Source organism: Lacipirellula sp., from assembly GCF_965279485.1.
Classification (GTDB): Bacteria; Planctomycetota; Planctomycetia; order Pirellulales; family Lacipirellulaceae; genus Lacipirellula.
Genome location: NZ_CBDIIC010000001.1, coordinates 1,291,354 through 1,316,784, shown reverse-complemented (window position 1 = coordinate 1,316,784; position 25,431 = coordinate 1,291,354). Strand labels below are relative to the sequence as shown.

Here is a 25,431-nt window from a genome sequence, read left to right as displayed (position 1 = left end):
GCGTGCCGGACCAACCGAAACCGTGTCATTCCGAGCGGAGCGAGGAATCTGGCGGGGCGTCGCAGCATCGGGTTTTAGAACTTCCGTCGGTACTCTGCGCGGACCCCTCGGGGTCCCTCGGGGTGACGGGTGCTGGGGCCTCCGAGTGACTGCTGCTGGCTCCCGTCAACTCGCCTTGACGCTCCTAGGCCGATCGGGTCAACTCCTTTCGCTCTCGCCGCAAAACCTCCCCCAGAGGGGCTTGCAGCGGCCGCCACGTAGGGCGCCGCGCGGGAGCACCGAAGACGCGAGAATGGATTCTCGCGATGCGACGAGTGCCTTGGCCGTCCGCGATTCGCAGATGGCCGGGGGACGACACCCGAGTCGCCGCCGCGGTTGTCTCCACGAGGCCGCCGCGACCGGCACGCAGGCAAGGAGGCCTGTCCGATGTCGCAAGAACAAGCTATTGGCGTTGCGCTCGATCATCTGTTTTCGGGCGCCTGCCGCACCGGGGCCAAGGGAGCCTCGGTCACCAGCTGCACCAGCGATTGGCGCCGCGTTCAACCAGGCGACGCGTTTGTCGCCGTTCTCACCGCCGACAACGACGGCCACGACTTTGCCGACCGCGCTGTGAAGCGCGGCGCCGCGGCGATCATCGTCGAGCGGCCGATTCCGGTGCACTCGGTTCCCGTCTACCACGTTGAAGATACTCGCGTCGCCCTCGGCGAGCTTTGCCACGCGCTGGTCGACAATCCCTCGCAGCGGATGCGAGTGATTGCCGTCGTCGGCGATCAAGGCAAGGCCGCGACGGTGGCGCTGCTCGAATCAATCTACGTCGCCGCCGGTTACGAAGTCGGCGTGCTGAGCACGATCAAGTCGTTCGACGGCATGACGCGCAGCGAAGGGATCGACGACGAAATCACGCCGTCGGTGCTTGCCGCGCGATTGGCTCGCATGGAGTCGGCCGGCTGCAGCCATGCGTTGCTCGAAGTCACTAGCCAGTCGCTCGCGCAGATGAAGCTGGCGGGCATTGAACTCGATACGGTTGTCGCCACGACGGTCGATTCGGCGCGGCTCGACTTGCACCATACGGTGAAGAACTATCGCGACGCTCAGCGCCGCGTGCTCGACTATCTCTCGCCGACAGGGCTGACGATCGTCAACGCCGACGACGCGGTGAGCTGCCGCTGGCTGAGCCAAGTCGGCGGACCCGCGCTCACCTACGGCCTCGGCGACGAAGCGCAGATCAACGGCATCATCGTCGAAGAGAATGCCTGCGAAACGGTTTTCATTCTCGGCGCCGGCACCGACTCGGCCGCGGTGCGGACCTCGATCGTCGGTCGCCAACAAGTGACCAACTGCCTGGCGGCCGCAGCCGTCGCGCTGGCTCACGGCGTCGAGTTCCAAACGATCGCCCAAGGCATTGAGAGCGTCAAAAAGTTGCCAGCTCGTATGGAACGGGTTGACTGCGGACAAGACTTTCCTGTATTCATCGACGCCGCTCATACGGCCAGCGGTTTGCGGGCGACGCTCCGTGCGGCGCGGGCGCTCGCTACCGGTCGCGTGATCTGCGTCATGGGCGAGAACGTTCAAGCAACCGCTGAAGAATCGGAAACGATTCGCAGCGTGCTGCGGAAGATGGCCGACGTCACGATCGTCACCGACGCCGTGACCGAACTCGACGAAGCGTGGCTGACCGAACACTCAGCCGCGCCGAAGAGCGAGAAACTACAGATTGCCGCCGACCGGCAAGAAGCGATCGCCTGGGCCGTCGCGATGGCGGGGCAGGGGGACGTCGTGGTGCTCGCCGGCAGCCGGACGCCGACCGACTTCACGTTTGGCGGCGCCCAGATCAGCGACACCGACGTCGCTCGCGAAGTTTTGTACGCCGCCGCTCGTCCAATGCTGCGGCTCGTCGGCTAACGCCGCACACCAACCATTCACTAGTTATTTTCACCCTAAAAAGGTTGGCTGAGTTCGACGAGTACGACGCGACAACTTCGCCCCGCTCCGACAACTCGCTTGCCACGCAGAATCATGGACCTTTCGCATTCGACTTCCGGTTTCCTCAATCCTGCCACGTTCACGGTCGGCCCGGCCTCGGCCAATCCCGTGGCCTTGGTCAACGTGTCGGGCGCGACGCTCATGCACACGGCGAACTGCACGCCGGCCGCTGCCGATGCAGCGCTGAAGGTGCTTCGCGAGTCGCGTGTGGTGCGTCGCCGCGTCGTCTGGATCAACCCGACCGAACTGAGCCGCACCCCCAACGCCGACTTGCGTGCGTGGGGCCGGAAGCTGGTCGAGTTCGGTCACGCGGACCTCGTCGTCGCTTGCGGCACGGGTGCTCGCGATTTGTGTCTCGCCGTTCGCGATGCCGGGCTGTCGATCGGTCGCGTCGTGGTCTGCACCGACGACGCCACCTCGCGAAATGTGCTTACCGACTCAATTGTTGCCGGAGACACGATACTTGCTCTTGGCACGACTTCGGAAAGCTGTTACAAGCTCGCCGAACGATTGGAAACACGGTTCGAACGCGAACTGCTTGTCGCTTAGTTAATCGTCAGTTGTCCGTGGTCAGTCGTCAGTTGCGTTCGAGATAGAACTTGTCCTAGCAACTGATAACGGACTACTGGCGACGGACAAAACTTTCAAAGAAACCATTTCAGACTTCATCGTTGATCGGCGTCGATTGCGGGGTCAATGCCGATCGCCCTCCCTGGGGTAGGAGCTCATAACTCGCTGCGGGCGGCTTCTGGGTCAGTCGCTCGCGTGAGTGCTTCACGATGAAGTCTACGTCTGAGCGCCGGGGGGGCGAGTCCATCGCCCCCCCGGTTGCTCAGCGGAAACAACGGGGAAAAGGGGAAAGTGGAAAGGCGAAAGTCGATATGCAGCCCACGCGGCAGCAGTTGACTTCCCCTCTCCACTTTCCCCTTTCCTCTTTTATGCGAGAGGATCCACCATGCCCGCTACGCCACACGTTCTCTTCGCCGGCGGCGGTTCTGCCAGCCATCTCTATCCAGGGATGGCAGTCGCCGAGCATCTGCGGCGATTGATGCCCACTGCCTTGGTGACCTTCGCCGGTACGGGCGCCGCGCGCGAACGCCATACGGTGCGAATCGCCGGGCACCACTACTCGACCATTCCGACCCACCCGATGCCGCGCAATCCGCTGCAAGCGGTGCGGTTCGTCACTGACAACGTCGCCGGGTACTGCGCCGCTCGCTGGATGTTGCGCGAACAACGGGTCTCGCTCGTCGTCGGCCTCGGCGGTTCAACAAGCGTCGCCGTCGTCCGCGCGGCCGTTGCCCGCGGCATCCCGGTGGTGCTGCTCGAACAGAATGCGGTCCCTGGTCGCACAACGCGGTGGCTCTCGCGGGCTGCGGCGATGGTGTGTGCGGCGTTTGAGGAAGTGCGACCTCATCTCCACGTCCAAGCGCCGATGACCGTCACCGGCAACCCCTGCCGGATGGTGTTTGAAGATCTCTACAAGCGAACCCTCGGCCAGGCGGCCTCGGTTCGCGCCGATCTCACTGAACGGAATGCGGCGGGCGGTCTCGCGACGAACGGCCCGCGTCGGCAAAACCGGCTGGTGATTCTCGGCGGCTCCGGCGGCGCGCGGTCGCTCAATGAATCGATTCCACCGGCGCTGAAACGGCTCGGCGATCGACTCCACAATTGGCAAATTGTCCACCAAACGGGCGACGGCCAGCTGCAGGAGACGGAGTCGCGTTACGCGCAGCTTGGCATGAAGGCGCTGGCGGTGACGCACATCGATGAAATTGCGTCGGTGTTGTTTGCTAGCGATTTGGTCGTTTCGCGGGCGAGCGGTACGACGCTCGCCGAACTGGCCCTCGCTGGCGTGCCGGCGCTCTTGGTGCCGTTCCCGCAGGCCGCTGATAACCACCAAACGGCCAACGCCAAAGTCTTCACGTCGGCCTCGGCTTGCCGGATGGTCGACGAATCGCAGCAGTCGGGCGCTCTCGATGCCGCGCTAGCTCGCGAACTCGATTCGTTGGTGAGCGACCACCACCTCCGCGTCGAGATGGGGCGCAACATGCAAAAGCTGGCCCGTCCGCAAGCGGCGTCGCAAATCGCTGGCGCCATTGCCGACCAACTGTGCGGCGGCAGCGTCTCGGGGTTGATGGCGGCCTAATAGCCGCGGGTCAACGACCCGCCGGAGCGTACTGCCGAGCGATAACCCGCGGCGGTTGAGTTGCCGGCTCACGCTTCCATCGCCCCCGGCACGCCGCCGGTGAACTTCTCGTCGTCTGCGGCGTGGCCGGTAAGGACCTGGGCCTTGTACCCGCCGCGGGACTTGAAGTAGATGATTAGGATCAGGTAGCAGACGAACATGATCGCCGGCAGCACCGCGATCTTGGCGAGGGCCTGCTGCTTGGTGACGCGTTGAGCGGCGTCGATGCGTTCGCGCACATCTTCTGGTTGCTTTGCGATTAGCAGCGGATCGATCGACTGATACTTATAGAAGAGGCCGTCGGTTTCTTTCACGAGCTGAGCGTGCACCGCTGGCATCTCTCGGAGCACAGCCTCGTTAAAGCTGCGATCTTGCATGCTGCCGATGGCGGGACCGCCGATGGTGCCGACGGCGATCATGCCGACGCCGGAGATGGCGTTCAGCAGCAAGGCGCCGCCGCGCGGGTATTGCTCGGAGACGACGCCGAGGGTCGTCGGCCAGAAGAAGGTCTTGCCGAAGCCGTAAAGCGTCGCCGCTGCCAGCAGCGTGAAGAGCGAGGCGTTGATCGCGGTGCCAAGCCACAGCAAACCGCCCGTCGCAATCGCCGCCGAGACGGCCAGCAACCCGAGCGGCGAGATGCGGTGCACAATCGGCCCCGCAAAGAACCGCAGAACGAACATGATCGCCGAGGTGTAGATCAGGAAGAACGTTCCCTTAATCGGGCTGCCGAGCACGGAGCCCATGATGTCCTGGATCCAGCCATCGGTGCCGAGTTCCGTCGTCGCGAGTAGGAACATCACCAGCATCAGGAAGACGAACATCGGCCGGCCGAACGAGCGGATCACAATGCCGAACGCAACCGCGGGCACGATGGCGAGCCCAGCGACAAGTTTGACGTCGAGCGGCTTCAGATTGAACACCGTGATGAGCTGGCTGAGGCCCATCAGAATCAGGAACGAGACGATGTAGGCGCTGCCCCAGCCGAATTCTTCGAGCATCGTGCGGTAGCTGATGCCCGCTTCAACGCGTTCTTGCTGCGGGAACTTCTGGCCGAAGAGTAGGAAGCCGTAGACCAGGATCGGCAGCAGCAGTAGCGCCATCTGCCACTGCCAGAGCTTGCCGGGCAGGCTGGCGCCCATTTGGGCTCCGCCGAGCGTCACGGCAATCGACAGCAGCCCCGCCAACACCAGGCCGCCCGGCCAACCGGCGTGCAGGATGTTTAGCCAGTGCGTCTTATTGTCGCGATGAATGGTCGCGACGACAGGGTTGATGACCGCTTCAATGGCGCCGTTCGAAAGGGCGCAGATAAACGTCGCGATGTAGAGGACTTGGAAGTTCGGCGCGAAGATCGTCAGCAACGCGGAGACCAAGTGGCCGCAGAATGCGAAGGCCATCGTCGTGCCGTAGCCGATGCGGTCGACGATCAGGCTCAGCAAGATAATGGAAATGGCGAACGGGAAGAGCCCGACGCCGTTGATGATTCCCTTCTGCTCTTCTGAGAGGTCGAATTGGACGGCCCAATCTTTCAGCACCGCGCCGCGAACGGCGAAGGCGAAGGCGGTGGCGACGAGCCCAACGAAACACCCCAAGAACAGCCGTCGCGCCGATTGGTTGTTGTCCGCCATCAATGCCTCGTAAGAAAAGGACGCCAAGGCGCCGGAAAAGAGAACAGCGATTGAGATTGCGACGCAGTATAGCCCGCTAGCGGGGCTGCTCCAAGCAGGTGAACGCGCGGAGAAACTTGAGATATTTCACGCCACCGAGTGCGCTGTCGCAACGCGCGACCCGCGCGTCGCCGACGGCAAAGAATCTCATGGCCGCTGACGACTAGCGTCATTATGGTGAGAACGGAAAGCCGTCGTTGCGTGTTTTCAGACGCGGAAGTCGTGGGCTACGAGCGACTTCCGCGTGTTGCACCCGCGCGGCGAACATGCCATGCTTAGTTTTGTCGGCCTGATTCGCTCGGCTGGCGGCACTTTTCCTCGGATCAACAGACCTCTCTCAGGCTCACCACTGGCGGAGATTCCACCAATGCGTCGTTCTGCAATGCTGCTCGTTTCGTTGGCCCTTGGCCTGTGCGCTCAGACGGTTTCGGCCAAAGTGACCGAATCCGATTTCGGCAAAACCAAGGCGGGCGTTGAAGTGAAGAAGTTCGAACTGACCAATAAGAATGGCATGAAGGTTCGTCTGTCGAGCCGCGGGGCGGCGCTCATCGGCGTCGACGTCCCTGATCGCGACGGCAACGTCGCCGACGTCGTGTTCGGCTTCGACGACGTCGCCGGCTACGAGTCGGACGCGAACGACTACTTCGGCTGCACCACCGGCCGCTATGCCAACCGCATCGCGAAGGCGAAGTTCACGCTCGACGGCAAGGAATACAAGCTGGCCGCCAACAACGGCGTCAACCACCTCCACGGCGGCAAGACTGAGAGCCTCGACAAGGTGGTCTGGACCGGCGCGCCGTTCGAAAAAGATGGCGTTTCGGGCGTGAAGTTCAGCTACACCAGCCCCGACGGCCAAGAAGGATACCCCGGCAAGCAGGACATGACGGTGACGTTCACGCTCAATGACAAGAATGAGCTGAAGATCGACTACTCGGCCAAGAGCGACAAGCCGACGGTGATCAACCTCACGAACCACGCCTACTTCAACCTCGGCGGCGCAGGCTCGCCGACGATCAACGATCACGTCCTTAAGCTGAACGCCGACAAGTACACGCCGGTCGACGACACGCTGATCACCACGGGCGAAAAGGCCCCGGTGGAAGGCACACCGCTCGACTTCCGCACCCCGACGGCTATCGGCAAGCGGGTTGATGAACTCACCAAGACGTCGGCCCTCGGTTACGACCACAACTTCGTGATCAACCGCGGCGACGCCGGCGAGGGCGAACTGGTGGAAGCGGCGAAGCTCGTCGACCCCAAGTCGGGCCGCACGCTCACCGTGATTACCGACCAGCCCGGCATTCAGTTCTACGGCGGCAACTTCCTGAAGGGCAACAGGGGCAAGGGGGGCAAAACCTACGGCCACCGCAGCGCCTGCTGCCTGGAGACGCAGGTCTTCCCCGACTCGCCGAACAAGCAGGGCCTCGAAGGCTGGACCGATTGCGTGCTGCGTCCCGGCGACGAGTACAAGCACACTTGCATTTATGCGTTTGGCGTGGAGAAGTAACGCCGAGTAGCGTCAAGCACTGACTCAAAGACGCCGCCTGATCAGATCAGGCGGCGTCTTTTTTGTGCGCTGGCGTCAGTACCGGTGCTGTCCCGGAAGGGACTCGGCCGAGCGAGCGTTCGCTACGAATCCTCCCCCAGCAACTGCCGCAGCATCTGCTCGGGCCGGTTTAAAAACGTCTGCGTCACCCGGTAGTGCTCCGTCTCACGGTACTCGACGCGCTGGATCCCCTGCGGCCCAAACTCGTAAATCCACGCATTCGGGTACGCCATGATAATTGGCGAGTGGGTCGCAATGACGAACTGCGCTTCTTTCTCCACCAACTCGTGCATCGCCACGAGAAACGCCAACTGCCGCTGCGGCGAGAGAGCCGCTTCGGGTTCGTCGAGCAGGTAAAGCCCGTCGCCGCGCAGCCGGTTTGTTATCAGATCGATGAACGACTCGCCGTGCGACTGCTCGTGGTACGAGCGGTGGCTGTAGAGCGTGTCGAGCCCCAGCTTTTCGATTTCGCTCGCCACGTTGTAAAAACTTTCCGCCCGCAGGAAGAAGCCGTCGCTTCGGCGGCGCCCGCGTGAACTGCGGCCGAGTCGCACCCACTTGTAGAGGTCGGAGTGCGAGTCTTTCGAGTGGAAGTCAAAGTTCCGCGTCCCGCCTTCGGCGTTGAATCCCTCGGCGACAGCCATCGCTTCGAGCAGCGTACTTTTGCCGCTGCCGTTTTCGCCGATGAAGAAGGTGACGCGAGGATGCAGTTCGAGCCGGTTGAGGGATTTGATCGCCGGCAGTTCGGCTGCATACTGCGAGTCGAGCGTCGCCCGCGAGCGGTCGAGCAACACGTAGACGGCATGGGGCTCGTAGGGATGCTGCATGCGTCAGCCGCTCGGCGGATTGGGAAGTTTGCGAATCGAACCGGGAACAATCGGTTCGTGCCGCATTGCGCTCGCCACCGCGGCGAAGGCGAGTTCCAGGCTACGCAAATTGCTGCGGCCATCGTTCGAAGGCTGCCGCTTTTCTTCGATGGCGCACAGCAACTCGCCCATTGCTCCGTGGAACCCGTCGGGGAACCATGCGCCAGTGAGCTTAGGACGGTAGTCGCCGCCGTCGCGCGACAACTCCACCGTTTGTTGGTTCACGTTGGGCCCGAAGCTTCGCAGCGTGCCGTGGCTGCCAGCGACGTAGGCTTCGTCCCACGGATTGTGCGCCGCGTGCCCGTCGAACACCAGCGTGGCTTGGGCGCGTGGATACTCGATCGCCGCTTGCCCGAGCAGCGCCGGGACGATGGTTTGCGTCGGCGACACGGCAGTCGATGCGTAGACGCGCAGAGGCCGCTGTTTGCCCATCACGGTCGCCAGAAAATCAAACCAGTGAATGCCGAAGTCGTAGAGAATCAGGTGGTAGACCTTCTCGAAGATCGTGCCGCGGACCCAACTGTGGTCCCAGTGGACGCCGCAGTGGACTGAGGCGACTTGGCCAATGAGGTCGGCCTCGACAGCCTCGCGCATGTAGCTGAAGTGGGGCGCCCAGCGGGCGTTTTGATTCACCGCCAGCAGCACGCCTCGCTTGTCGGCGAGGTCGGCGAGCCGCTCCCCTTCATCAAGGTCGATGACGAACGGCTTTTGGCTGAGCACATGCCGGCCGGCCTCGAGGCAGGCAGCGATGATCGGCCCGCGGATCTCGGGGTGCGTCGTCACATCGACGACTTCCACGTCGGCGTTCCGTAGCATCTCGCGGTAATCGGTGTAAACGCGGGCCTCGGGGTAAAACTCATCCCGGCGCTTTTCGGCCGCTTCTTTCACCACGTCGCACAGAGCCGTCACCCGATACCCGGCCGCAGTGTACGCACGGAGGTGGTGCGTCGTGATCCCGCCGCAGCCGATCACCCCAATTGCGGGGTTGTACGATTGCGGATCAATCGGCTGGTAGGGAAGCGCCGGCAGGCAGAAACTTGGTACCGTTTGCGCGGGTTTCACCATGATTTCAGTTGGATCAGGCATCGCGGGAATCCGCAAGTGCGCGAGGGGCGAACAAGCCGGTCACCCGGCCGGCTGCGGCGATTTTGGTAGCTTGGCGAAACCTTGGGGCGTTTCGGGGCCGCTTGTAAATCGCCTCTTCCTCGCTAAGTTTAATGGTTTGCTACTCATTTTACCGCTTCGTCTGCTGGCTTGAGTCCACAGCCTTCCGACGGGGCGGTCACGAGACTGACCGAGCAAACTACGGTTTGCAACTCGCATACCATTGAGCCCCCGCCCAGCGGCACGGCCCACACCCCGATACCTGAACGATGGCTAAAAAAGCTTCTAATAGCGACAAGCGGATTCTCCTGGTCGACGACGACGCCGAAATCATCGAGTCGCTGCGACTGGCGCTCGAGGCCCAGGACTATCAGGTATTGGTCGCCCGCGACGGCAACCAGGGGTTGGCCCTCATCGAACGCGAGAACCCGGACCTCATCATTCTCGACATGATGATGCCCAAGCGGAGCGGCTTTCTTGTCCTCGAACGCCTGAAGCGTCTCGGCGAGAAGAAGCACCGCATCATCATGATCACGGCTAACGAAGGGAATCGTCACAAAGCCTACGCCGAAATGCTCGGCGTCGACGATTACGTCCGCAAGCCGTTCCCGATGGATCGGCTCATTCAGAGCGTCGATCGCTTGCTCTCTGAGTAATCGCAGAGCGGCGTTTTCTCCACTCACGCTGCGATTCGCGCTGATCGCTGCTGCGCGCCGCATATTTTCTTGGCGTTCGCGCCGCCACGCCGCTACAATACCGCCTTTCGCGGTGCGAATAGCTGCTGCGCGGATAGTCATACGACCGGCGCTGGATAGCGCCGGCACTCTTTGCTCTTCACGGGAGATTGCGGCATGAACTACGCGAATCGACTCGGCGTCACGCTCGCCATGACATTGCTGCTCGGCAGCTTCCTTTGCTCGCCGACTGCCTACGCGGAGCCCGCCGAACCCAAGTCGGTCGACGAATTGCTCGATCGCGTCGAGCAATCGATCAAAGACCTGCCGGCGTACAGCTTCGACTTCGACATCGCGATCAACGTCGATGCGAACGGCAACAAGCAAAGCATCGAAAGCGAATTCGACGTCAAAATCGAACGCCCCAATCGTTGGGCGGTGGTCAAGCAATCAGGCCAGTTTGGCGCCACGTCGATGAGCGACGGCAAGGAAGAAACGATCTACTTGCCGATGCTGAAAGCCTACATCGTCAGACCGCTCGACGAGGCGACGGGCGAGAACAATGAACTGGCGAGCTTGCCAGTGACGTTTCTTGGCCCTGCCGGCAAGGTGCAAGCGCTGATGGGCGAGGGCCTCAAAAAGTTCATGCTCGACGGCGTGACTGAGTCGAAGCTGGCCGGCGAGGAGGAAATCGACGGCGTCGCCTGTTGGAAATGCGAATTCAAGCAAGAGGGACTCGACTGGCAACTGTGGGTAACTAAGGCGGATCAGCCGCTCCCGCGTCGCGTGGTCCTAGTACCCGATTACTCCGCCAATCCTGGCATGCCGAAAGGGATGTCGATGACCGCGCAGATCGATGTAGCGAACTTCAACGCTGAGCCGAAGTTCACCGACGAAGATTTCAAGTTCACCCCGCCCGAAGGCGCCCGCCAAGCCGACTCGCTGCAAGACGCGATGCCGAAACCTGGACCGAGTCCACCACATGCATTGATCGGTGAAGAGGCTCCGACGTTTGAAGTCGATGTGCTCGACGGCGAGGCCTTCAAGCTGCAGGACGTGCTCGGCAAGAAAGTCGTCATGCTCGACTTCTGGGCGACGTGGTGCGGCCCGTGCGTCGCAGCGCTGCCCGAGATTTCCGCCGCCGCAAACGAAATGAAGGACAAGGACGTTGTGTTCTACACCGTCAACCTCCGCGAAGAACCGGAGGCCGTGAAGGAGTTCCTCAAGGAGCAAGAACTCGACGTGCCGGTACTGCTCGACGCCGAGGGTGAGATTGGCGATCTCTACAAGGCCGAGGCGATTCCGCAAACGGTGCTCATCGGCAAGGATGGCCGCGTACAGGTCGTCCATGTCGGCTTCGGCGGCGATGCGAAAAAGAAGCTCATTGAGGAACTGACGGCGCTGCTCGAAGGGAAGGAGCTTGCCCAAGAAACTCTCGATAAGTGGGAAGCCGACCAGAAAAAGGCCGAGGCCGAAGAGGATGAGTCGGCGGAGTCGGAAGATGACGATGCGGCAGACGCGGAAGCCGAAGGGGCCGATGTTGAAGTGGAGGAGGCCGCGGTTGAAGTTGAGAAATAGTTGATGTCGCGAGCGACGACACAAAACGAGTAACAGAAAAACGCCGCCGTCGACCGTTCGACGGCGGCGTTTTCGCTTGAAGTAATCCGCTGCATTTAGGCGAAACCCACCGTTGGGCAACCGACTCAGTCCGACAAACTTGTCCTCTCAGGAGTTCTCTGTACCGAGTCGAAGGCGAAGCATCGGTCGGGCCATTTCTCGGCGTCGCCCGGCGTCCAGGATTTAGCTGGAACGCACCTCCCTGGGGGCTAGTGATTTGTCATATAATTTCTTGACTTGCTCATTCAGCGTCGCTACGCTGACCGACTAGGTGGCAGTCCGTCTCAGACTGCTGCCTTCTCATCTTCAATCTTCGGATTGCTCGTCTAGATTCTGTGGGGGGCGGCTATGGGGATCTCGTTTTTCCGCGTCGCGTCGGCGGCGGCGATCGCTTTGTTCGGCATTGGCTCGACGACTTTCGCTGCGGGATATTCGCAGGCAATCACCAGCACACCGGGATTGTTGGCCTACTACCAATTCAGCGGCGACTACAGCAGTTCCGTGAACGGCTACTCCGGCACGGCGACCACGGGGGCGTCGATCGGCGCGGCCGGTACGGGGCCGCAGCTCGGTGATCAGCCCAACAATCGCCCGCTGCTTCTAGACGGCACTGATGGCAACGGCGTCACGACCAGCGTGACGAGTGGAATCTCGACGGCAGGCAGCATTGTGGCGTTTATCAACGTCGCCCAGCTTCCTTCGGTTGCCGGCCGACATTTTTCGATCGCGGGCGTATCGCAGAGCGGTAATGACTTCGACCTGCTGCTTTTGCAGGATGACAACACGATCCGTTTCTATACTGACAACACGGGCCCAGTGATCGGCCCGGCACTGACCGCGTCGGACCTCGGCAAGAATATTTTCGTCGCCGCGACGTACGATTCGATTTTGGGGCGTACGCTCTACGTCAACGGCGTGCAGGTGGCGACGACCGCCGCCGGCGTCCACGTCGCCCCGGTGGGAACGCCGTTCGCAATCGGCTATGCCACGGCGTACGCCAACCGTGCCTTCGTCGGATCGATGGACGAAGTGGCGCTTTTCAACAGAAGCTTGACTGCGGCCGAGGTCGCCGGGATCTATGCCTCGCGAGCGGCCGTCCCGGAGCCAGCTTCTGTCGCGATGCTCGTCATCGCCGCCGCGGCAGTAGCAGCGCACCATCGCCGCTGCTGTTGAGTGGTTGCGTTTGCCAGACGACCGCCAGGCCCCAAGCAATCGCTAGGCCTTAGTCCAGCGAGATCGTCCGCGCCAGCGGCTGCAGTACCGAGTCAATGACGTAGTTATCGACCACGTCACGACAGACGTCCCACAGTTTGTCGAGCATCGACGCATATGTCTGATTTGGCGGTAGGCTGCCGTATTGCCGAGCGGTGACATAGACGCTGAGCTGTTCCTCTTGGAACTCGTTTGTGCGGATCTGGTAGGCGTTCGTGCGGGCTTCGATGTTGAAGCGGCACTGGATGCGGCATTCGTCGTCGAGTGCGAAGGTAAACGACGGCTCGTAGTTGATGATCGTCGCGCCGGGGATCGTCGCCATTCGCTCAAGGGCAGGGCAGACGCCGAGCGCTTCGGCAATCAGTTGGTTGTGGTTACCGCGATAGCTGAAATCAAAACCCATCAGCAGGTCCATCGCCTCGCAGTCGAGCGGGCTGACCGACAGGGCGTAAGGCGCGAGTTCCAGCGTCAGGCGATGCTGTTCGAGCGTTTCCTCAACCGAGGCCGGATTCACCTGCCCGGAGCAGATCCGCCGCGGCTCGATCGAACACCAACGATACGCGCCGCGGTCCTTGTCTTCTTCGAGGATGAAGTCGTTCTTGTCGCGGGCGTAGAAGTTCCGCATCTGCGGATACTGCTTCTGAATCTGTTCGAAATAGTGCAGCACCGTCTCCCGACTGCTCGGGAGATCCATCTCAGTGCTGAGATTCATGTTGATGTAAAAGTCGTCGGCGAGCGAGCTATACGGATTCATCGGGGATGGCGTCCTCCAGAGATTCGAAATCCTAACCGGCAAGGCCCAGTGCGGGGGGGAATCGAGTCCCCGGGGCCAAGTGGCCGCGTCATTGCTCGCCTCTCGTGTAAGTATAGGTCCGCTGGGAAATTAGTGTCAAAGACCCAGGAGGCTAAAAGCCTGCGTATTGCCCCGCATTTGGGCCCACCGGCGGCGAGATTTGCCGGTTTCGTGGACCCGTCGTCGTCAGCCCAAATCGGCCGTGGTAAGCTGAACCCCGCCCGTGGCGGGGCGAGCTTGACACGGAACAGCAGCGACATGGAGGCGATCAGTGGCAACCTTGAGGACCAGGCAAAACGTGACGCCATCGTTCTCGGCTGGCGCCAGCGAACTCGGTGGCTTGGCGGTGGCGGTGTCCAATGGAGTGGTGATCGGCGTCTCCTTCGGAAACCGTAACGTCCAAGCGGCGGAAACCGCACTGCGCCGAAAGCTCGACCAGTATTGGCCGGCGCCAGACGATGCCGCGGAAGCCAGCGACGACGACCTCGACTTGGCGGAACAGGTGCTCGATCAGCTGCAACGCTTCGCTGGTGGCGAACCGGTCGACCTGAAGAAGATCCCGATTGCGGTCGATCACCTCTCGAAGTTCCAGCAGCGAGTGGTGAAGGCGTGCCGCGCGATCAAGCGCGGGGCGACTTTGAGCTACGGCGAGGTCGCCGCCAAGGCTGGAAGTTCTGGCGCCGCCCGGGCCGTGGGATCGGTCATGCGGAACAATCGGACCCCGCTGATCGTGCCCTGCCACCGGGTGGTTGCCGCCGGGGGACGAATTGGGGGATTCTCAGCCCCCGACGGGCTGGTTATGAAGCGGCGTCTGCTAGAATTGGAGTCTGACGTACAGTTCCGCTGATAGCTTTCTCGCCGATTCACGGCCTGTTGCCATGACGTTCGCGAACACGATCGCTCGATTCCGATGCCGGGCCGCAGCAGCGGTCGTCGCTGGCGCAGCGATTCTGATCGCAACTCCGGTCAGCGCCGTCAACCTTGTCATTAGCTACCAGTACGACGCGCTCGACTTCTTCGGCGCGGGCAATCCTGGCGGGGCGAATGCCGGGAACCAAGCGAAAGCGGCGCTCGAAGCCGCGGCGAGTTTCTACTCGACGATACTCACCGACAACTTCTCGGCAATTCAGAAGCCGGCCGATCTCGTTAGTTCGGCGTCGAACGGCGTCGCATTCTGGAACTGGACGGCTAACTTTAGCCATCCCGCGACCGGCGCCCTCGAGACGCTCAACAATCCGACCATCGTCGCGAATGAATATCGAATTTACGCTGGCGCTCGCTCGCTGAGCGGCTCGACGCTTGGCATCGGCGGTCCTGGCGGCATGGGCTGGTCGTCGAGCAACAATGGCGGCACCTTTAGTTCAAACGAAATCAGTCAAATCAATCAAACCACCAACAACTTCAAGGCGATGGTCGAACGCCGCAACGAGCCGAGCGGATTCACTCGCTGGGGCGGATCGATCACGTTTGACAGCGACGTGAACGCGAATTGGCAATACAACCACACGATCGCACCGACGGTCGGTAAGAATGATTTTTACTCGGTCGCTCTTCACGAACTCGGCCACGCCTTGGGCTTGGGCGCCTCTAGCCAATGGAAGGCGTTGGCAAGCACGGCCTTATTCACGGGATCGGCGGCGACGTCGTTGATGGGCGCCAATCCACCGTTGGGGCCAGTCGACTCAGCCGACGGCACGCGCGGGCATTGGGCCGAGGGGACGATGAGCAAAGTGTACGGCTCGAACATCGCGCAGGAGGCGTTGATGGACCCGACCATCACCTCGGGAACGCGCAAGCGTTTGACCGCCCTCGACGCCGCTGCGATGACCGACATCGGTTGGAGTGTCACGGCCCCGCCTCCGCCCAGCTATCTTCCGGCCGACTTTAACGACGACGGCCTGGTGAACGCCGCCGATCTCACCATCTGGAAAGGCGCCTTCGGCGTTAACGCGAACGGAGACGCCAATGGCGATAGCGTCACCAACGGCGCCGATTTTTTGGTCTGGCAGCGGCAGTTTGGCCAAACGCCTGCCGTGGCCGCGACAAATCCAGCGGCGCTCGCTGTGCCCGAACCTTCGGCCGCCACGCTTTCCGTGATTGCTTCGATGTTGCTTGCAGCAACTCGTCGTTATGCCGCTTCGAGCGGACGCATCTTCGCGGCGAAGCCGACCCACTGAGCAATCCGCTCGCTCGACGGCGCGGGGCCGTTTCGCAAAATCCGCAGCCCCTGCGAACTGCGGCACGTGTCGCCGACGCGCTTCACGAGTTCGTCGACCTTCGTCTTCGCGACTTGCTCGGCTTCGTGGAAGCCGCTCGCCACCAGCAGTTGAGCGCCGACGCCCCGCAGTTCGGGGATGCGGCACACGAGCCGCGCCTCGCGCTGCCACCGGGTGATGACGGTTGCCGTCACTTTCGCTTCGCCCAACTCTTCGGCGGTCGATTCAGGGTTGGCGTTGAGTAAATCGGCGACGGTGCGAATACCGACGTTCGCCAGCCGCTCGGCGGCGATCGGGCCGATCGACGGCGCATCCACCACCGCACTGTGGCGATGAAGGAAGAACCGCAGCGGGCCGGTCGGCTTGGCCGGCTTCGCTGGTTTGGCGGTTTGTCGATTCGCAGCAGGCTTGTTCTTGGTCGCAGCGACCGCGTTTTTGGCGGGCGAGGTTGCGGTGCGGGATGTAGTTGCCGGACGATCGACCCACGAGTATCGCGACTTGGCGAGCGTCCAATTCTCACGCTGCGTCCGCGCGAGCTTTTGCGTTTCGGCGAGCGCGTCCCGCGTATAGCGGGTACGCAGCGCGTGGAACCGGCGGCCCCGTTCGCTGGCGATGAATTGCTCGATCGACTCGGCCAGCAGCCGCACGTCGATGGCGTAGAGCGCTTCTGGCGAGCCGATCTCGTTCGCCGCGAGCACTTGCGCATCGTTGAGCGACACGTTCGGCACGAAGCACATGAGGCTCATGTGATTCTGCCACAGGCGAACCGCCTCCGCCGTGATCCCGGGGCGGGCGAGTCGCGCAGCCACTTCGTCGGCATCGGCCGTCAACAAGTCGCCGACCTTCGCGATTTTGAGCTCGGCGAACACCTTGGCCGTGTCGTTTCCCAACACCGGGAAATCTTCGATCGAGGCGTCGCGGGTCAGGAAGAACACGTCGCGATCTTCGTCGTCGTGCGACCACTCGCCGGCGATGCGGAGCTGAGGCTTGCGCTCGCCGACCGTTTCGCGGACGATCTTCACCGTCGTCGTTGGCTCCGCCGGAGTCTCGATCGCCACGGGGGCCGGAGCCGGTTGTGGATGCGACTCCCGCCGCAGCGCGTCGAGGTCGCGGACTTGGTCGCCCAACGATTCAAGCCGCCGAGCTGCTTCGCGATCTTCGGTGAAGAGCACCACTTGCCGCCCTTCGCGGGCAAATTCGTGCAGCACGCCCGCCATCGCGGCGGCGCTCCGCGGATCTTGCCGCAGGAAAGGTTCGTCAAGGAACAACGGCAAGTTGATGCCGCGGGCCGAGAACGACGACACGAGCGCGAGCGTCAGCGATAGGTAGAGCTGATCCTGCTGCTGCGGCGTCAGCTCCTCGACGGCGAGCGTGCGGCCTTCGCGATCGATGACTGTGGCGCCGCCCCCTTCGCGATTCATGCGAATCTGCAACAGGCGGCCGTCGGTCAGTTGGGCGAGCACGTCGGAAGCCCGCCACAGTCGGCGATGCGAGGTCGCGGCCGAGTCGTATTCCGCGCGAGCCGTTTCGTTGGTGTGAAGCGCTTGCTGAATTTCGATTTCGAGCCGCTGCAGAGTGGCGCGGAGTTCGTCGAGCGTCGACCGCGTGGCCGTTTGCGCGCGGTCGAGCTGCAGCGTCTGCCAGCGGGCTTCGAGAGACTTGATCTCGCGCTGCAGCGCATCGCAGGCCTGCCGCAGGTTGTTACGCTCTTGTTCCGCTTCGGTGCGCCGAGTGCGGGCGAGCGCTTCTTGCCGACCGCGATCGGTCCGCGCAAGGACCATCGCATCAGCGTTGCGGACGAATTCGGCGTGGCCGTCGCATTGGCAATGCGTCGCCGCCGGCGATTGCGGCAGCGTTACCAACGGGCGGTAGGTGAGCTGAGCGGCGTGAACATGCGCTTGCCGCCTCTGCAACAGATGCTCCAGTTGCTCACTCAGGTCGGTTTGCGCGCGTGAAAGTTGTCGGCTTTCGGAGTTCAACTGCACGCGACGCACAGAACGCTCTTGCTCCGTCACCTGCCCGCACAAGGCGTAAAGCTGCTGACGAAGCATTTGGGCGACCGGCGACAGCCGGGCGTGCGAATCGCAGCCAACGCAGCGTCCTGGTTCGTGCGAGCGGGCGAGCTGCGACACTTCTGCGTCGAGGTCGTCGAGCAGCCGTTCGAACACGCCGACCGTCGCCCGTTGGTCGGCCAGCACGCTCGCGCTGTCGGCCGTGCCGTCGGGTTGCACTTCGGCGAGCTCGCGGCGGACCGTCGCTTCGCGCAACTGCAAGTCGCTGAGCGTTTGCCGGCAGCGGCCAATTTCGGCGTCGAGCCGTTCGAGGTCGATGCGATGTTGTTCGACGTCGATTTCCGGGCCGCGGCGAACGGCCGATTCAAGCGAGTAGTACCGCAGCCGCGTCTCGATCTCGGCGAGCTTCGCATCGGCCGCGCGGAGCTTCACTTGCAGTTGCTCGGCCTTACGGCGGCGATCGGCGAGGATTGCTTCCAACTCGCCGAGGTTCTTCTGCAGGTCGCCGCTTTCGCGACGGCGGGCCGACATTTCTTGTTCGATCTGCTGCACGACGGCGTCGCGACGGGCGACAAGCTCGTCGACGCGGCGGCGATTGAGCGGTAGCCGCGGCGATTCACTGTGCGTTTGGCAGACGGTTCCCGTCGCGTGAGCGGAGGCAGCGTCGTCGGCCGCCGGGTTCAGGGCGAGCGCAAACTCGCGGGCGAACTCCCGGTCGAGCAGCGTCGCGGCCCGCGGTTGCTGGGCGAAGTCGACCGTGTAAAGTTCTGCCGCCAGGCGAGGCGAGATGCCGGCCAGCAGCGAGCGAATCGTGCCGCTGTCGACCGCCGGTCCGCCGGCGGCAGCGACCGAGAGTCGGCCGTAGGGAGAACCATCGCGATGCCGCCGCAGCAGGTAACGGCCGCGCGGGCCGTCGACTTCCAGCGACCCCTCGGCGAGCGGCGTGCTTTGCCCAAACTGCCGCCGCCATTCGCTGTCTTGCTTGCCGTAGAGCAATTGCGAAGCGAGCTGCGCGACGGTGCTCTTGCCGGTCCGTTGGTGACCGAAGAAGACGTTCAGCTCTGTTGAGAACTGATCGACGAGGAGCTCTGGCCAGGCTCCTTGCCCGGCGAGGCGAAGTTGGGTGACGTTCATCCGTGGCGTCCTTGCGTGGCAGCGAGCCATCCTGGCTCGCCTCGTATCGCACGAAGCGGGTGTCGCCGCGGACATTCAACTCAAGCGGGGAGCTGGGACCATAGGTCCGGCAGGACGCCCGCGGCGGGCGTAGTTCAGCCAGCAACGTAACCCATCGCTGGTGATTGAACAACGCGAGTATCGCGCAGCCCGCGCATGCGCCCATCGGCCAGTCCGTTCTGCTAGCACGCTTGCGACTTGGCGAATCGCTGCCGGCAAAAAAATTGCCGATCGTTCGCGCCCAGTTGCTATCACCGTTGAGCGGGGACTTTTCGGCGTGGCGCGTAAGTTCGCACGGCGGAAACGCGAAGTAATGGCTCATTCGCGCAATTTGCCACGTTGCCGATTGTTTGACGCCCTGCCCAAATAACGCCATAAAGCATTCGTAGGCACCCTGTTGAGGCATCGATGAATTTGATTTTTGCTCTGATCGCGAGCGCCACGCTCGGCATCGCTGATAGCCATTTTCAGGATCAGCAGCAGTTGCAGCCGCTTCCTCCCGAAGAGCCTGCCGAGCTCGTGCACATCCCCGAGCCTTCAACGATCGCACTCGCCGCTCTTGGCCTGATCGGTATGGGCTTCTGCCGTCGCCGCCGCATTGACGGCGGTTCTCACTAGGGTCCCTTCTGGTCGCAGCGCTTGCGGCAGCATTTCTAGCCCCGGGCGGAGCCCGGGGCTATCAGCGCCGCAACGATTCTCGGGTACATTGCCGATCTGGTTTGCGTCCCAGATTGCTAGCGTACGCCTTGAGTCGCCATGCCTGCTCCACCTTACGATGTGATCGTCCTCGGCGCCGGCGGCGTCGGCACTGCGGCAATGTGGCAGCTGGCGGCCCGCGGGCTGCGGGTCCTCGGCATCGATCGTTTTGATCCGCCGCACAGTCACGGCAGTTCGCATGGCCGGACGCGGATCATCCGCCAGGCCTATTTTGAACATACCGACTACGTACCGCTGCTGCTGGAAAGCTATCGCCTGTGGGAAGAACTCGAACATCAAACGGGCGAGCAACTGAAACTCGAAACCGGCCTGCTCGAGGTAGGCCCCGCTGACGGCATCGTTGTTCCCGGCGTCCTCGCTGCCGCGCGGCAACACCAGCTCTCCGTCGAGGAGCTCACCGCAGCCGAGATTGCCAATCGCTGGCCGGCGTTTCGCATGCCGCCGAGCAGCGACGTGACCGGCGTCTTCGAACCGCGGGCCGGCTTGTTGTTCGTTGAGCAGTGCGTCGCCGCTTGCCTTGCCGAAGCCAAACGCCATGGCGCCGAGTTGCTCACGAACGTTGAAGTCATCGACTGGAACGCCGACGCCGCTGCCGGCATTGTCGTGCGCACCACCGCCGGCGAGTTCCGCGCGAACCGGCTGGTCATCACAGCCGGCGCTTGGGCCGGCTCGCTGTTGCAATCGCTCGGCGTGCCGCTCGAAGTCCGCCGTAAGCCGCTGATGTGGTACGACTCGACCGCTCCCGCGCAAACCGCGGCGAGTGCGTTTCCTTGCTTCCTCTTCGAACTTTCGCACGCCGTCTTCTACGGTTTCCCCGCGGTCGACGAGCAAGGGGTGAAAGTCGCCGAGCATTCGGGCGGCGAGCCGATTGCCGATCCGCTCCAAGTCGATCGCCAACTTCGCGCCAGCGACACGCCACTCGTCGACCAATTTGTGCGGGACTTCATTCCCAGCCTCCAGACGCCGTGCCGCGACCACGCCGTTTGTCTGTACACGATGTCGCCCGACGAACATTTTATTGTCGACCGCCACCCCGCCGACCCGCGGGTCGTCTTCGCCGCGGGGCTGTCGGGGCATGGTTTTAAGTTCACGCCGGTGCTGGGGGAGGCGCTGGCGGAGTTGGCGACCGAAGGCGTCACTCGCCAGCCGACGGCCTTTCTGTCGCTCGAACGTTTTCGGCGGAGCTAACAACGCTGCACCTGTGGAGGGTGACGCGGCCAATGGGTTCCAGCGGATTGGGCTGTCGGCTATCAGCCGTCAGCTTTCAGCCAGACGGTAGGGTTCAGTCTCTGCGCAGGGTTCAATAGGTGTCGCTTGGCTGTGGTGACGGCGAGTTCGCAGGTGATTTTTGTTGCGAGAGGCGTTTTTTGGGGCGGCACAATTCACAAGTTGTTTCAGGGGTGGAATTCGGTGTGATGCGCCGGGCGATCGTTGGCGCTGACGGGCTTTGCCTAAAAAAATCTGTGGGAGGGGTTTCCGACCCCGAAGCGCCTTGGTGAGACCACAGCGGCTTGTGGTAGTGGCCGAAATCGGCGTCGGAGACGCCTCCCGCCAATGCTCTTTGGGCAACGCTGCGCTGACGGCGACCGATCGGGAGCGGCGCGTGGTGGCGGCGGCTAACAACGCCTGGTTTTGGCGAGTCGGCCATGTTGACCGTCTTGACCGTGTTGACCGTCTTGACCAAGTGTGTTTGATGGTCAACTTGGGCGCGCCGATCGGCGCGACTTCCGCTGGTCTTGCAAGCTGGGCCTGTCTGCCGACGCTGCCATGACCGCCGATGCGCGTGGTCTCCTTGTGACTGGGTTTTCTGTGACTGGGTCTTCTGCAATTGGGCCTCTTGCGGCTGCGCCGCCCGGGTAGGCGAGTACGCCAACCCGGGCCACCCGGCGAGTGGCGGCGATTCGGTGCCGTGACGAATTGTGTCGCCAAACGCGTTTTTGGCGACACAATTCGAAAGTGCTTGCGCGGGTTGGAGTTGCGGCGTCGCTGACAGCGACGGAAGTGACAGAGGCGACGACAGAGGTTGTCGCGCGCCAGTGGAGTGCGCCGCCAACCGTCGCGATGCGACCTCACTCGCCGTGTTCACTGGGAGCGAGCCAGCGGCGAACGTCGTCAACAGCGGCGCGGGTGCGGGTAGGGGATGGGCCTCTCCCGGCGGATAGCGCGTCGGCGCAGCGGTGACGCAGCATGTGAACATGCGATCACTTTAGCGGATCGAGTGGCTATTTTCTAGATGGGAGTTGATAGATTTTTCGCGCGGTGCCGTTCGCCGCGGCGAATGTGCAGCGGGTAAAGTCTAGGTCGGTAGATAACAATTGGTAGAATTTGGATTCCGGCGACTTGATGCGAACTTACTCTAAATCCGATCTGTCTTCTCGCCCTGTACCTTCAGCGAGGAAGCAATGCCACACGTCGATACCCAAGCCTGCCTGCTTAAGGCTGAACCGTTGATCCAATTGGGCGATGCAGACTCGCTTCGTTACGCGAGTTTGCAGTTACGAATGGGTATTGAGTACCTGTTTTATGAACTCGTGCCGCTATACAAGCAGGAATTGCCCGATGACATTCTGTCGGCCGGTTGGCAGCCGCAGCGAATCTTGGATGCAATTTTAGAGTGCGACCCAGACGCCAATCAGGATAGTCGTCTAGCGTTCGGCCAAGCGGGCGAAAATGGAGTGACCAACTGGGCTGATACAATTCTCGAAGCAAAGGCTCCGAACAAACAACTCCTCAAGAAGCACTATCATCGACTTGGCTTCTACCTTCATGCACCCGTTGATATGGTCGCTCCAAAGCTGGAAAAGTGGCGGATCGACCTGGAGAAGGCTTCGTCTGCTTTATCCGAGTTCAAAGTGGGGCAGGCTCTCTCGAACTTCAGGGAATTAGTAGACATACCCTGTAATTGCTGCGGGCGAACAGTTTATAGGAATAAGCGGGGAGTCGAAGCTACTGGGGAAATGCGTTGCCTAAACCCAGAATGCCGGGCAATCTACGACGTTCGGTTTGAGGGGGACGCAGCACATTTCCAACTACGCCAGGAATCATTCAACTGCCAGAGATGTGGGACCACCAACTTCATTCCAACCTCCGCAATCGGAGAAGGGGCGGTTCTTATCTGCGATGAATGTGAGCAGAGAGTCGTCGTCCGATCTACATTCCGTCTACAGCCATTTGATGCTGAACCCCCCGACCCAGAATCAATGAGTGATGTAGAACTGCTCGCATTTCAGGCAAAATTGGGGAACAGCGTAATTCATAAACTCAAACAGACTCAAGCTGTTGGAGACGTTGGCACAGCCATCGACGCAATGTACTCGCGAATAGTGCAATCTGGAAGCACTTTATTGATGCTGCACAGTGACGCTAAGGAGCATGATTGGTCGTTTGATGGCAACTCTATCCTGCGAACTATCTACGATGTTTCATTGCAGGCGTTGTACATCTTTCACGATCCGAATGAGTCCGAAACTCTTTCACGGCGTTACATCGACTTCAGTGCTGTTGAACGCAAGCGCTTTACTTTGCTGTTCGATAAACAGGCCAACGATTTCTCTCGCCGAATGTCACGAAGTGCCAAGCGTCCTGCCGTTGAAGCTGCGATAGATGCTGAGTATCAGCGAGTAATGAGAAAGTATGGCTACGATAAGCTGAAAGAACCACCAAAAAATTGGTACAAGGGGTCGTTGAGAGACTTGGCGGCGAAGGTCGGATACGAAGACGAATACGAACTGCTACAAAAGCAACTGTCTGGTGTAGTGCATTCGACCTACGATGGCGTGCGGGGTATGCCACGATATGAGGACGCTCACCTGGTCAGCCTCTACTGGACTTTCGCGTTCCGAGTTCTCGATAAAATCGCACAATACATCGGAATTCAATTGGACGACACTGAACGCCTGATGCTGCACCGTGCGAAGAAGAATATTTTTAACAGCTAGCTTTTACTGCCGTGATCATTTGAGGATGCCTATGAATGATTCTCAGAATCTATTTGCGATATTTTTCGCCATAGTTTGGGGGACATCATCGAATGCATGGGGACGTTGGAAGCCGTTCCAGTGGCCGCTTTTCACGAGGTCCGATCGCGTTTTCCGCCGAACACTTTGGTCTATCACGATGTTCAACATCTTACCGTTGCTCTACTTTTGGCTAATCTCTGTGAAGCTGAGCTCGTGTACCGCCAAACCATTCACCGATCATTGCACGGCATTCCAATTCATCATTTCATCCGTGATACCAGCATTTGGGGTTTTCGGGTTCTACCGACTGTGGCTGGGCGTGGTCGAATGGAGAGGTGACTACTTCTACTACAAGAACCGGGACGAACTGCAGGAATTCGCGGATTCGATTCACAAGAAGCTTAATTGCAAAATCGAGCCTACGAGTGACGGACTCGGATTCCAAGCATGGGGGCACCAAGCGAACATAATCGCCGGACTGCTCTACATGGCCTTAGGGTTTTTCTCGTGCTTGCATCTTTAGTCGCCCTAAACCACAACTCACCCACACATGGCACGCGACGAATTTAAGACAGTCACGATTGAGCGTCTGGGGCAGAGGGTGAATTTTCGTTGCTCGAACCCACGTTGTGCAGCTCAAACATCCGGTCCGTCATTTGATGACGACAAGGCAGTCTCGATTGGCGTTGCAGCCCACATAACGGCGGCTTCACCGGGCGGGCCAAGATTCGATCCTGAACTAACTCCGGAGCAGCGTCAGTCCTTCGCTAATGGAATCTGGCTGTGTAATAATTGTAGTCGAGTAGTCGACGCAGACGCGGGGCAATTCACTGCTGAAGTGCTGCGAAAGTGGAAGCGACTCGCCGAAATGGCGACTGCGAAGGGGCTTGGTGTTCCAACCGCAGTGCCATCTAGTAATTTGGCACGAATTGCACCAGCACGCCGCTTCGGTGCTGATAGTGCTGTGGTTGTTGGCGGTCGATATATCAGTTTCACGCGGACAGGATTTGATAATTTCGACAACACCGATTCAGTAACGTGGTTCGTCCAGGGCTTTGCCGTTCAATTCAAGGTTCAGAAGCGCGATGCTCTTGCCGCAATTATCGTTGATGGACTAGAAGCAACGGTTCACAACTATCAGCCAGTCCCTGAGTACCAAGTTCTTTACGGTGTGTACCCGATTGAATCCAGCCTCTACCTGATTGAAGTTGACCGCACAACTTGTGACTTGCCACGGCAATTCTCCGCAACAAAATTCTATGAACACATTCCAGGAACGGGCACTGAGCGATATTCCGAAGTCGCTCGCGTGGCAGTACCAGTTATTGTCAACGACTCTAGCCCGCACGGAATTGTCGTCCGCTTCAACGCAAAGACGCCGGGACTCTACACGATTTCGCTAGACGTGCTGGTGTCAGCCGGCGATATGTCCGAACGGTGCCAAGTCATGGAGCCAAGGCAGGTTCTATTCGACGCCCCTGAAATTTTCGACGATGAATGAGGCGGGAAAGGATATTAATTTGTCCCAATTTTGGAAAGGTGGCTTGCCAGTCGGCAGGTGGCCGAGGGCGATGTCTTACACCTAATTCGGCGGGTGGCATGTCGTCGCGTACCGTCGGCATGTTGGGGTTTGGACGGCGGTGCCCACTGAGGGTTCGGCATGCGTACGCGATCGCGAAAGCATGGCACCCCGCGCGAGTCGCCGTT

18 protein-coding genes are annotated in these 25,431 nt (G+C 61.1%); 13 read left to right on the top strand and 5 right to left on the bottom strand.

The features are described 5' to 3' along the window. Positions 1–426 precede the first annotated feature (426 nt). From ACQY7R_RS05520 to ACQY7R_RS05510, 3 genes are all read left to right on the top strand, one after another. On the top strand, positions 427–1,902 hold the full coding sequence (locus tag ACQY7R_RS05520; RefSeq protein WP_428304589.1) for a Mur ligase family protein: 1,476 nt from the start codon (positions 427–429) through the stop codon (positions 1,900–1,902). A 114-nt stretch (positions 1,903–2,016) separates the two neighbouring features. Further along, positions 2,017–2,532 carry a hypothetical protein gene (locus tag ACQY7R_RS05515; RefSeq protein WP_428304588.1) on the top strand — a complete coding sequence of 172 codons (516 nt, stop codon included), beginning with the start codon at positions 2,017–2,019 and terminating at the stop codon, positions 2,530–2,532. 406 nt (positions 2,533–2,938) lie between these two features. Further along, positions 2,939–4,132 carry a UDP-N-acetylglucosamine--N-acetylmuramyl-(pentapeptide) pyrophosphoryl-undecaprenol N-acetylglucosamine transferase gene (locus ACQY7R_RS05510; RefSeq protein ID WP_428304587.1) on the top strand — a complete coding sequence of 398 codons (1,194 nt, stop codon included), beginning with the start codon at positions 2,939–2,941 and terminating at the stop codon, positions 4,130–4,132. A 68-nt stretch (positions 4,133–4,200) separates the two neighbouring features. Here the strand turns inward: ACQY7R_RS05510 and ACQY7R_RS05505 are convergent, their stop codons facing one another. Then, positions 4,201–5,796, bottom strand: a complete 1,596-nt coding sequence (locus tag ACQY7R_RS05505; RefSeq protein ID WP_428304586.1) for an MFS transporter — start codon at positions 5,794–5,796, stop codon at positions 4,201–4,203. Between the two features lie 406 nt (positions 5,797–6,202). Here ACQY7R_RS05505 and ACQY7R_RS05500 point away from each other — a divergent pair, with 406 nt between their 5' ends. Further along, the gene (locus tag ACQY7R_RS05500) at positions 6,203–7,342 is read left to right on the top strand and encodes an aldose epimerase family protein (RefSeq protein WP_428304585.1); all 1,140 of its coding nucleotides are present in this window, start codon (positions 6,203–6,205) and stop codon (positions 7,340–7,342) included. A 122-nt stretch (positions 7,343–7,464) separates the two neighbouring features. Here ACQY7R_RS05500 and ACQY7R_RS05495 read toward each other — a convergent pair whose 3' ends face one another. Both ACQY7R_RS05495 and ACQY7R_RS05490 read right to left on the bottom strand, forming a co-directional pair. Beyond that, positions 7,465–8,208, bottom strand: coding sequence for an AAA family ATPase (locus tag ACQY7R_RS05495; protein ID WP_428304584.1), 744 nt, complete (start codon positions 8,206–8,208; stop codon positions 7,465–7,467). Positions 8,209–8,211: 3 nt separating this feature from the next. Continuing rightward, positions 8,212–9,333, bottom strand: coding sequence for a Gfo/Idh/MocA family protein (locus tag ACQY7R_RS05490; protein WP_428304583.1), 1,122 nt, complete (start codon positions 9,331–9,333; stop codon positions 8,212–8,214). 287 nt (positions 9,334–9,620) lie between these two features. Here ACQY7R_RS05490 and ACQY7R_RS05485 point away from each other — a divergent pair, with 287 nt between their 5' ends. From ACQY7R_RS05485 to ACQY7R_RS05475, 3 genes are all read left to right on the top strand, one after another. Continuing rightward, positions 9,621–10,007, top strand: a complete 387-nt coding sequence (locus ACQY7R_RS05485) for a response regulator transcription factor (RefSeq protein WP_428304582.1) — start codon at positions 9,621–9,623, stop codon at positions 10,005–10,007. Positions 10,008–10,202: 195 nt separating this feature from the next. Next, positions 10,203–11,603: a DUF2092 domain-containing protein gene (locus tag ACQY7R_RS05480; protein WP_428304581.1), complete on the top strand. Its 1,401-nt coding sequence runs from the start codon at positions 10,203–10,205 to the stop codon at positions 11,601–11,603. Between the two features lie 387 nt (positions 11,604–11,990). Next, a complete protein-coding gene (locus ACQY7R_RS05475; protein ID WP_428304580.1) occupies positions 11,991–12,815 on the top strand; it encodes a LamG domain-containing protein in 825 nt (274 codons plus the stop codon). 49 nt (positions 12,816–12,864) lie between these two features. Here ACQY7R_RS05475 and ACQY7R_RS05470 read toward each other — a convergent pair whose 3' ends face one another. Further along, a complete protein-coding gene (locus ACQY7R_RS05470; protein WP_428304579.1) occupies positions 12,865–13,608 on the bottom strand; it encodes a hypothetical protein in 744 nt (247 codons plus the stop codon). Positions 13,609–13,945: 337 nt separating this feature from the next. Here ACQY7R_RS05470 and ACQY7R_RS05465 point away from each other — a divergent pair, with 337 nt between their 5' ends. Together ACQY7R_RS05465 and ACQY7R_RS05460 are read left to right on the top strand one after the other, a co-directional pair. Next, a complete protein-coding gene (locus ACQY7R_RS05465; RefSeq protein ID WP_428304578.1) occupies positions 13,946–14,494 on the top strand; it encodes a methylated-DNA--[protein]-cysteine S-methyltransferase in 549 nt (182 codons plus the stop codon). Between the two features lie 31 nt (positions 14,495–14,525). Further along, positions 14,526–15,824, top strand: a complete 1,299-nt coding sequence (locus tag ACQY7R_RS05460) for a matrixin family metalloprotease (protein WP_428304577.1) — start codon at positions 14,526–14,528, stop codon at positions 15,822–15,824. Here ACQY7R_RS05460 and ACQY7R_RS05455 read toward each other — a convergent pair. Beyond that, positions 15,776–19,009 carry a DUF4332 domain-containing protein gene (locus tag ACQY7R_RS05455; RefSeq protein ID WP_428304576.1) on the bottom strand — a complete coding sequence of 1,078 codons (3,234 nt, stop codon included), beginning with the start codon at positions 19,007–19,009 and terminating at the stop codon, positions 15,776–15,778. The genes ACQY7R_RS05460 and ACQY7R_RS05455 overlap by 49 nt on opposite strands. Positions 19,010–19,456: 447 nt before the next feature. Between ACQY7R_RS05455 and ACQY7R_RS05450 the strand changes: the two genes are divergently transcribed. From ACQY7R_RS05450 to ACQY7R_RS05435, 4 genes are all read left to right on the top strand, one after another. Further along, entirely contained in the window at positions 19,457–19,666 is a 210-nt protein-coding gene (locus tag ACQY7R_RS05450) for a PEP-CTERM sorting domain-containing protein (protein ID WP_428304575.1), read from the top strand. A gap of 138 nt (positions 19,667–19,804) precedes the next feature. After that, on the top strand, positions 19,805–20,953 hold the full coding sequence (solA, locus tag ACQY7R_RS05445; RefSeq protein WP_428304574.1) for an N-methyl-L-tryptophan oxidase: 1,149 nt from the start codon (positions 19,805–19,807) through the stop codon (positions 20,951–20,953). A gap of 1,214 nt (positions 20,954–22,167) precedes the next feature. Then, a complete protein-coding gene (locus tag ACQY7R_RS05440) occupies positions 22,168–23,703 on the top strand; it encodes a DUF5677 domain-containing protein (protein ID WP_428304573.1) in 1,536 nt (511 codons plus the stop codon). A 571-nt stretch (positions 23,704–24,274) separates the two neighbouring features. Then, positions 24,275–25,225 carry a hypothetical protein gene (locus ACQY7R_RS05435; protein ID WP_428304572.1) on the top strand — a complete coding sequence of 317 codons (951 nt, stop codon included), beginning with the start codon at positions 24,275–24,277 and terminating at the stop codon, positions 25,223–25,225. Positions 25,226–25,431 lie beyond the last annotated feature (206 nt).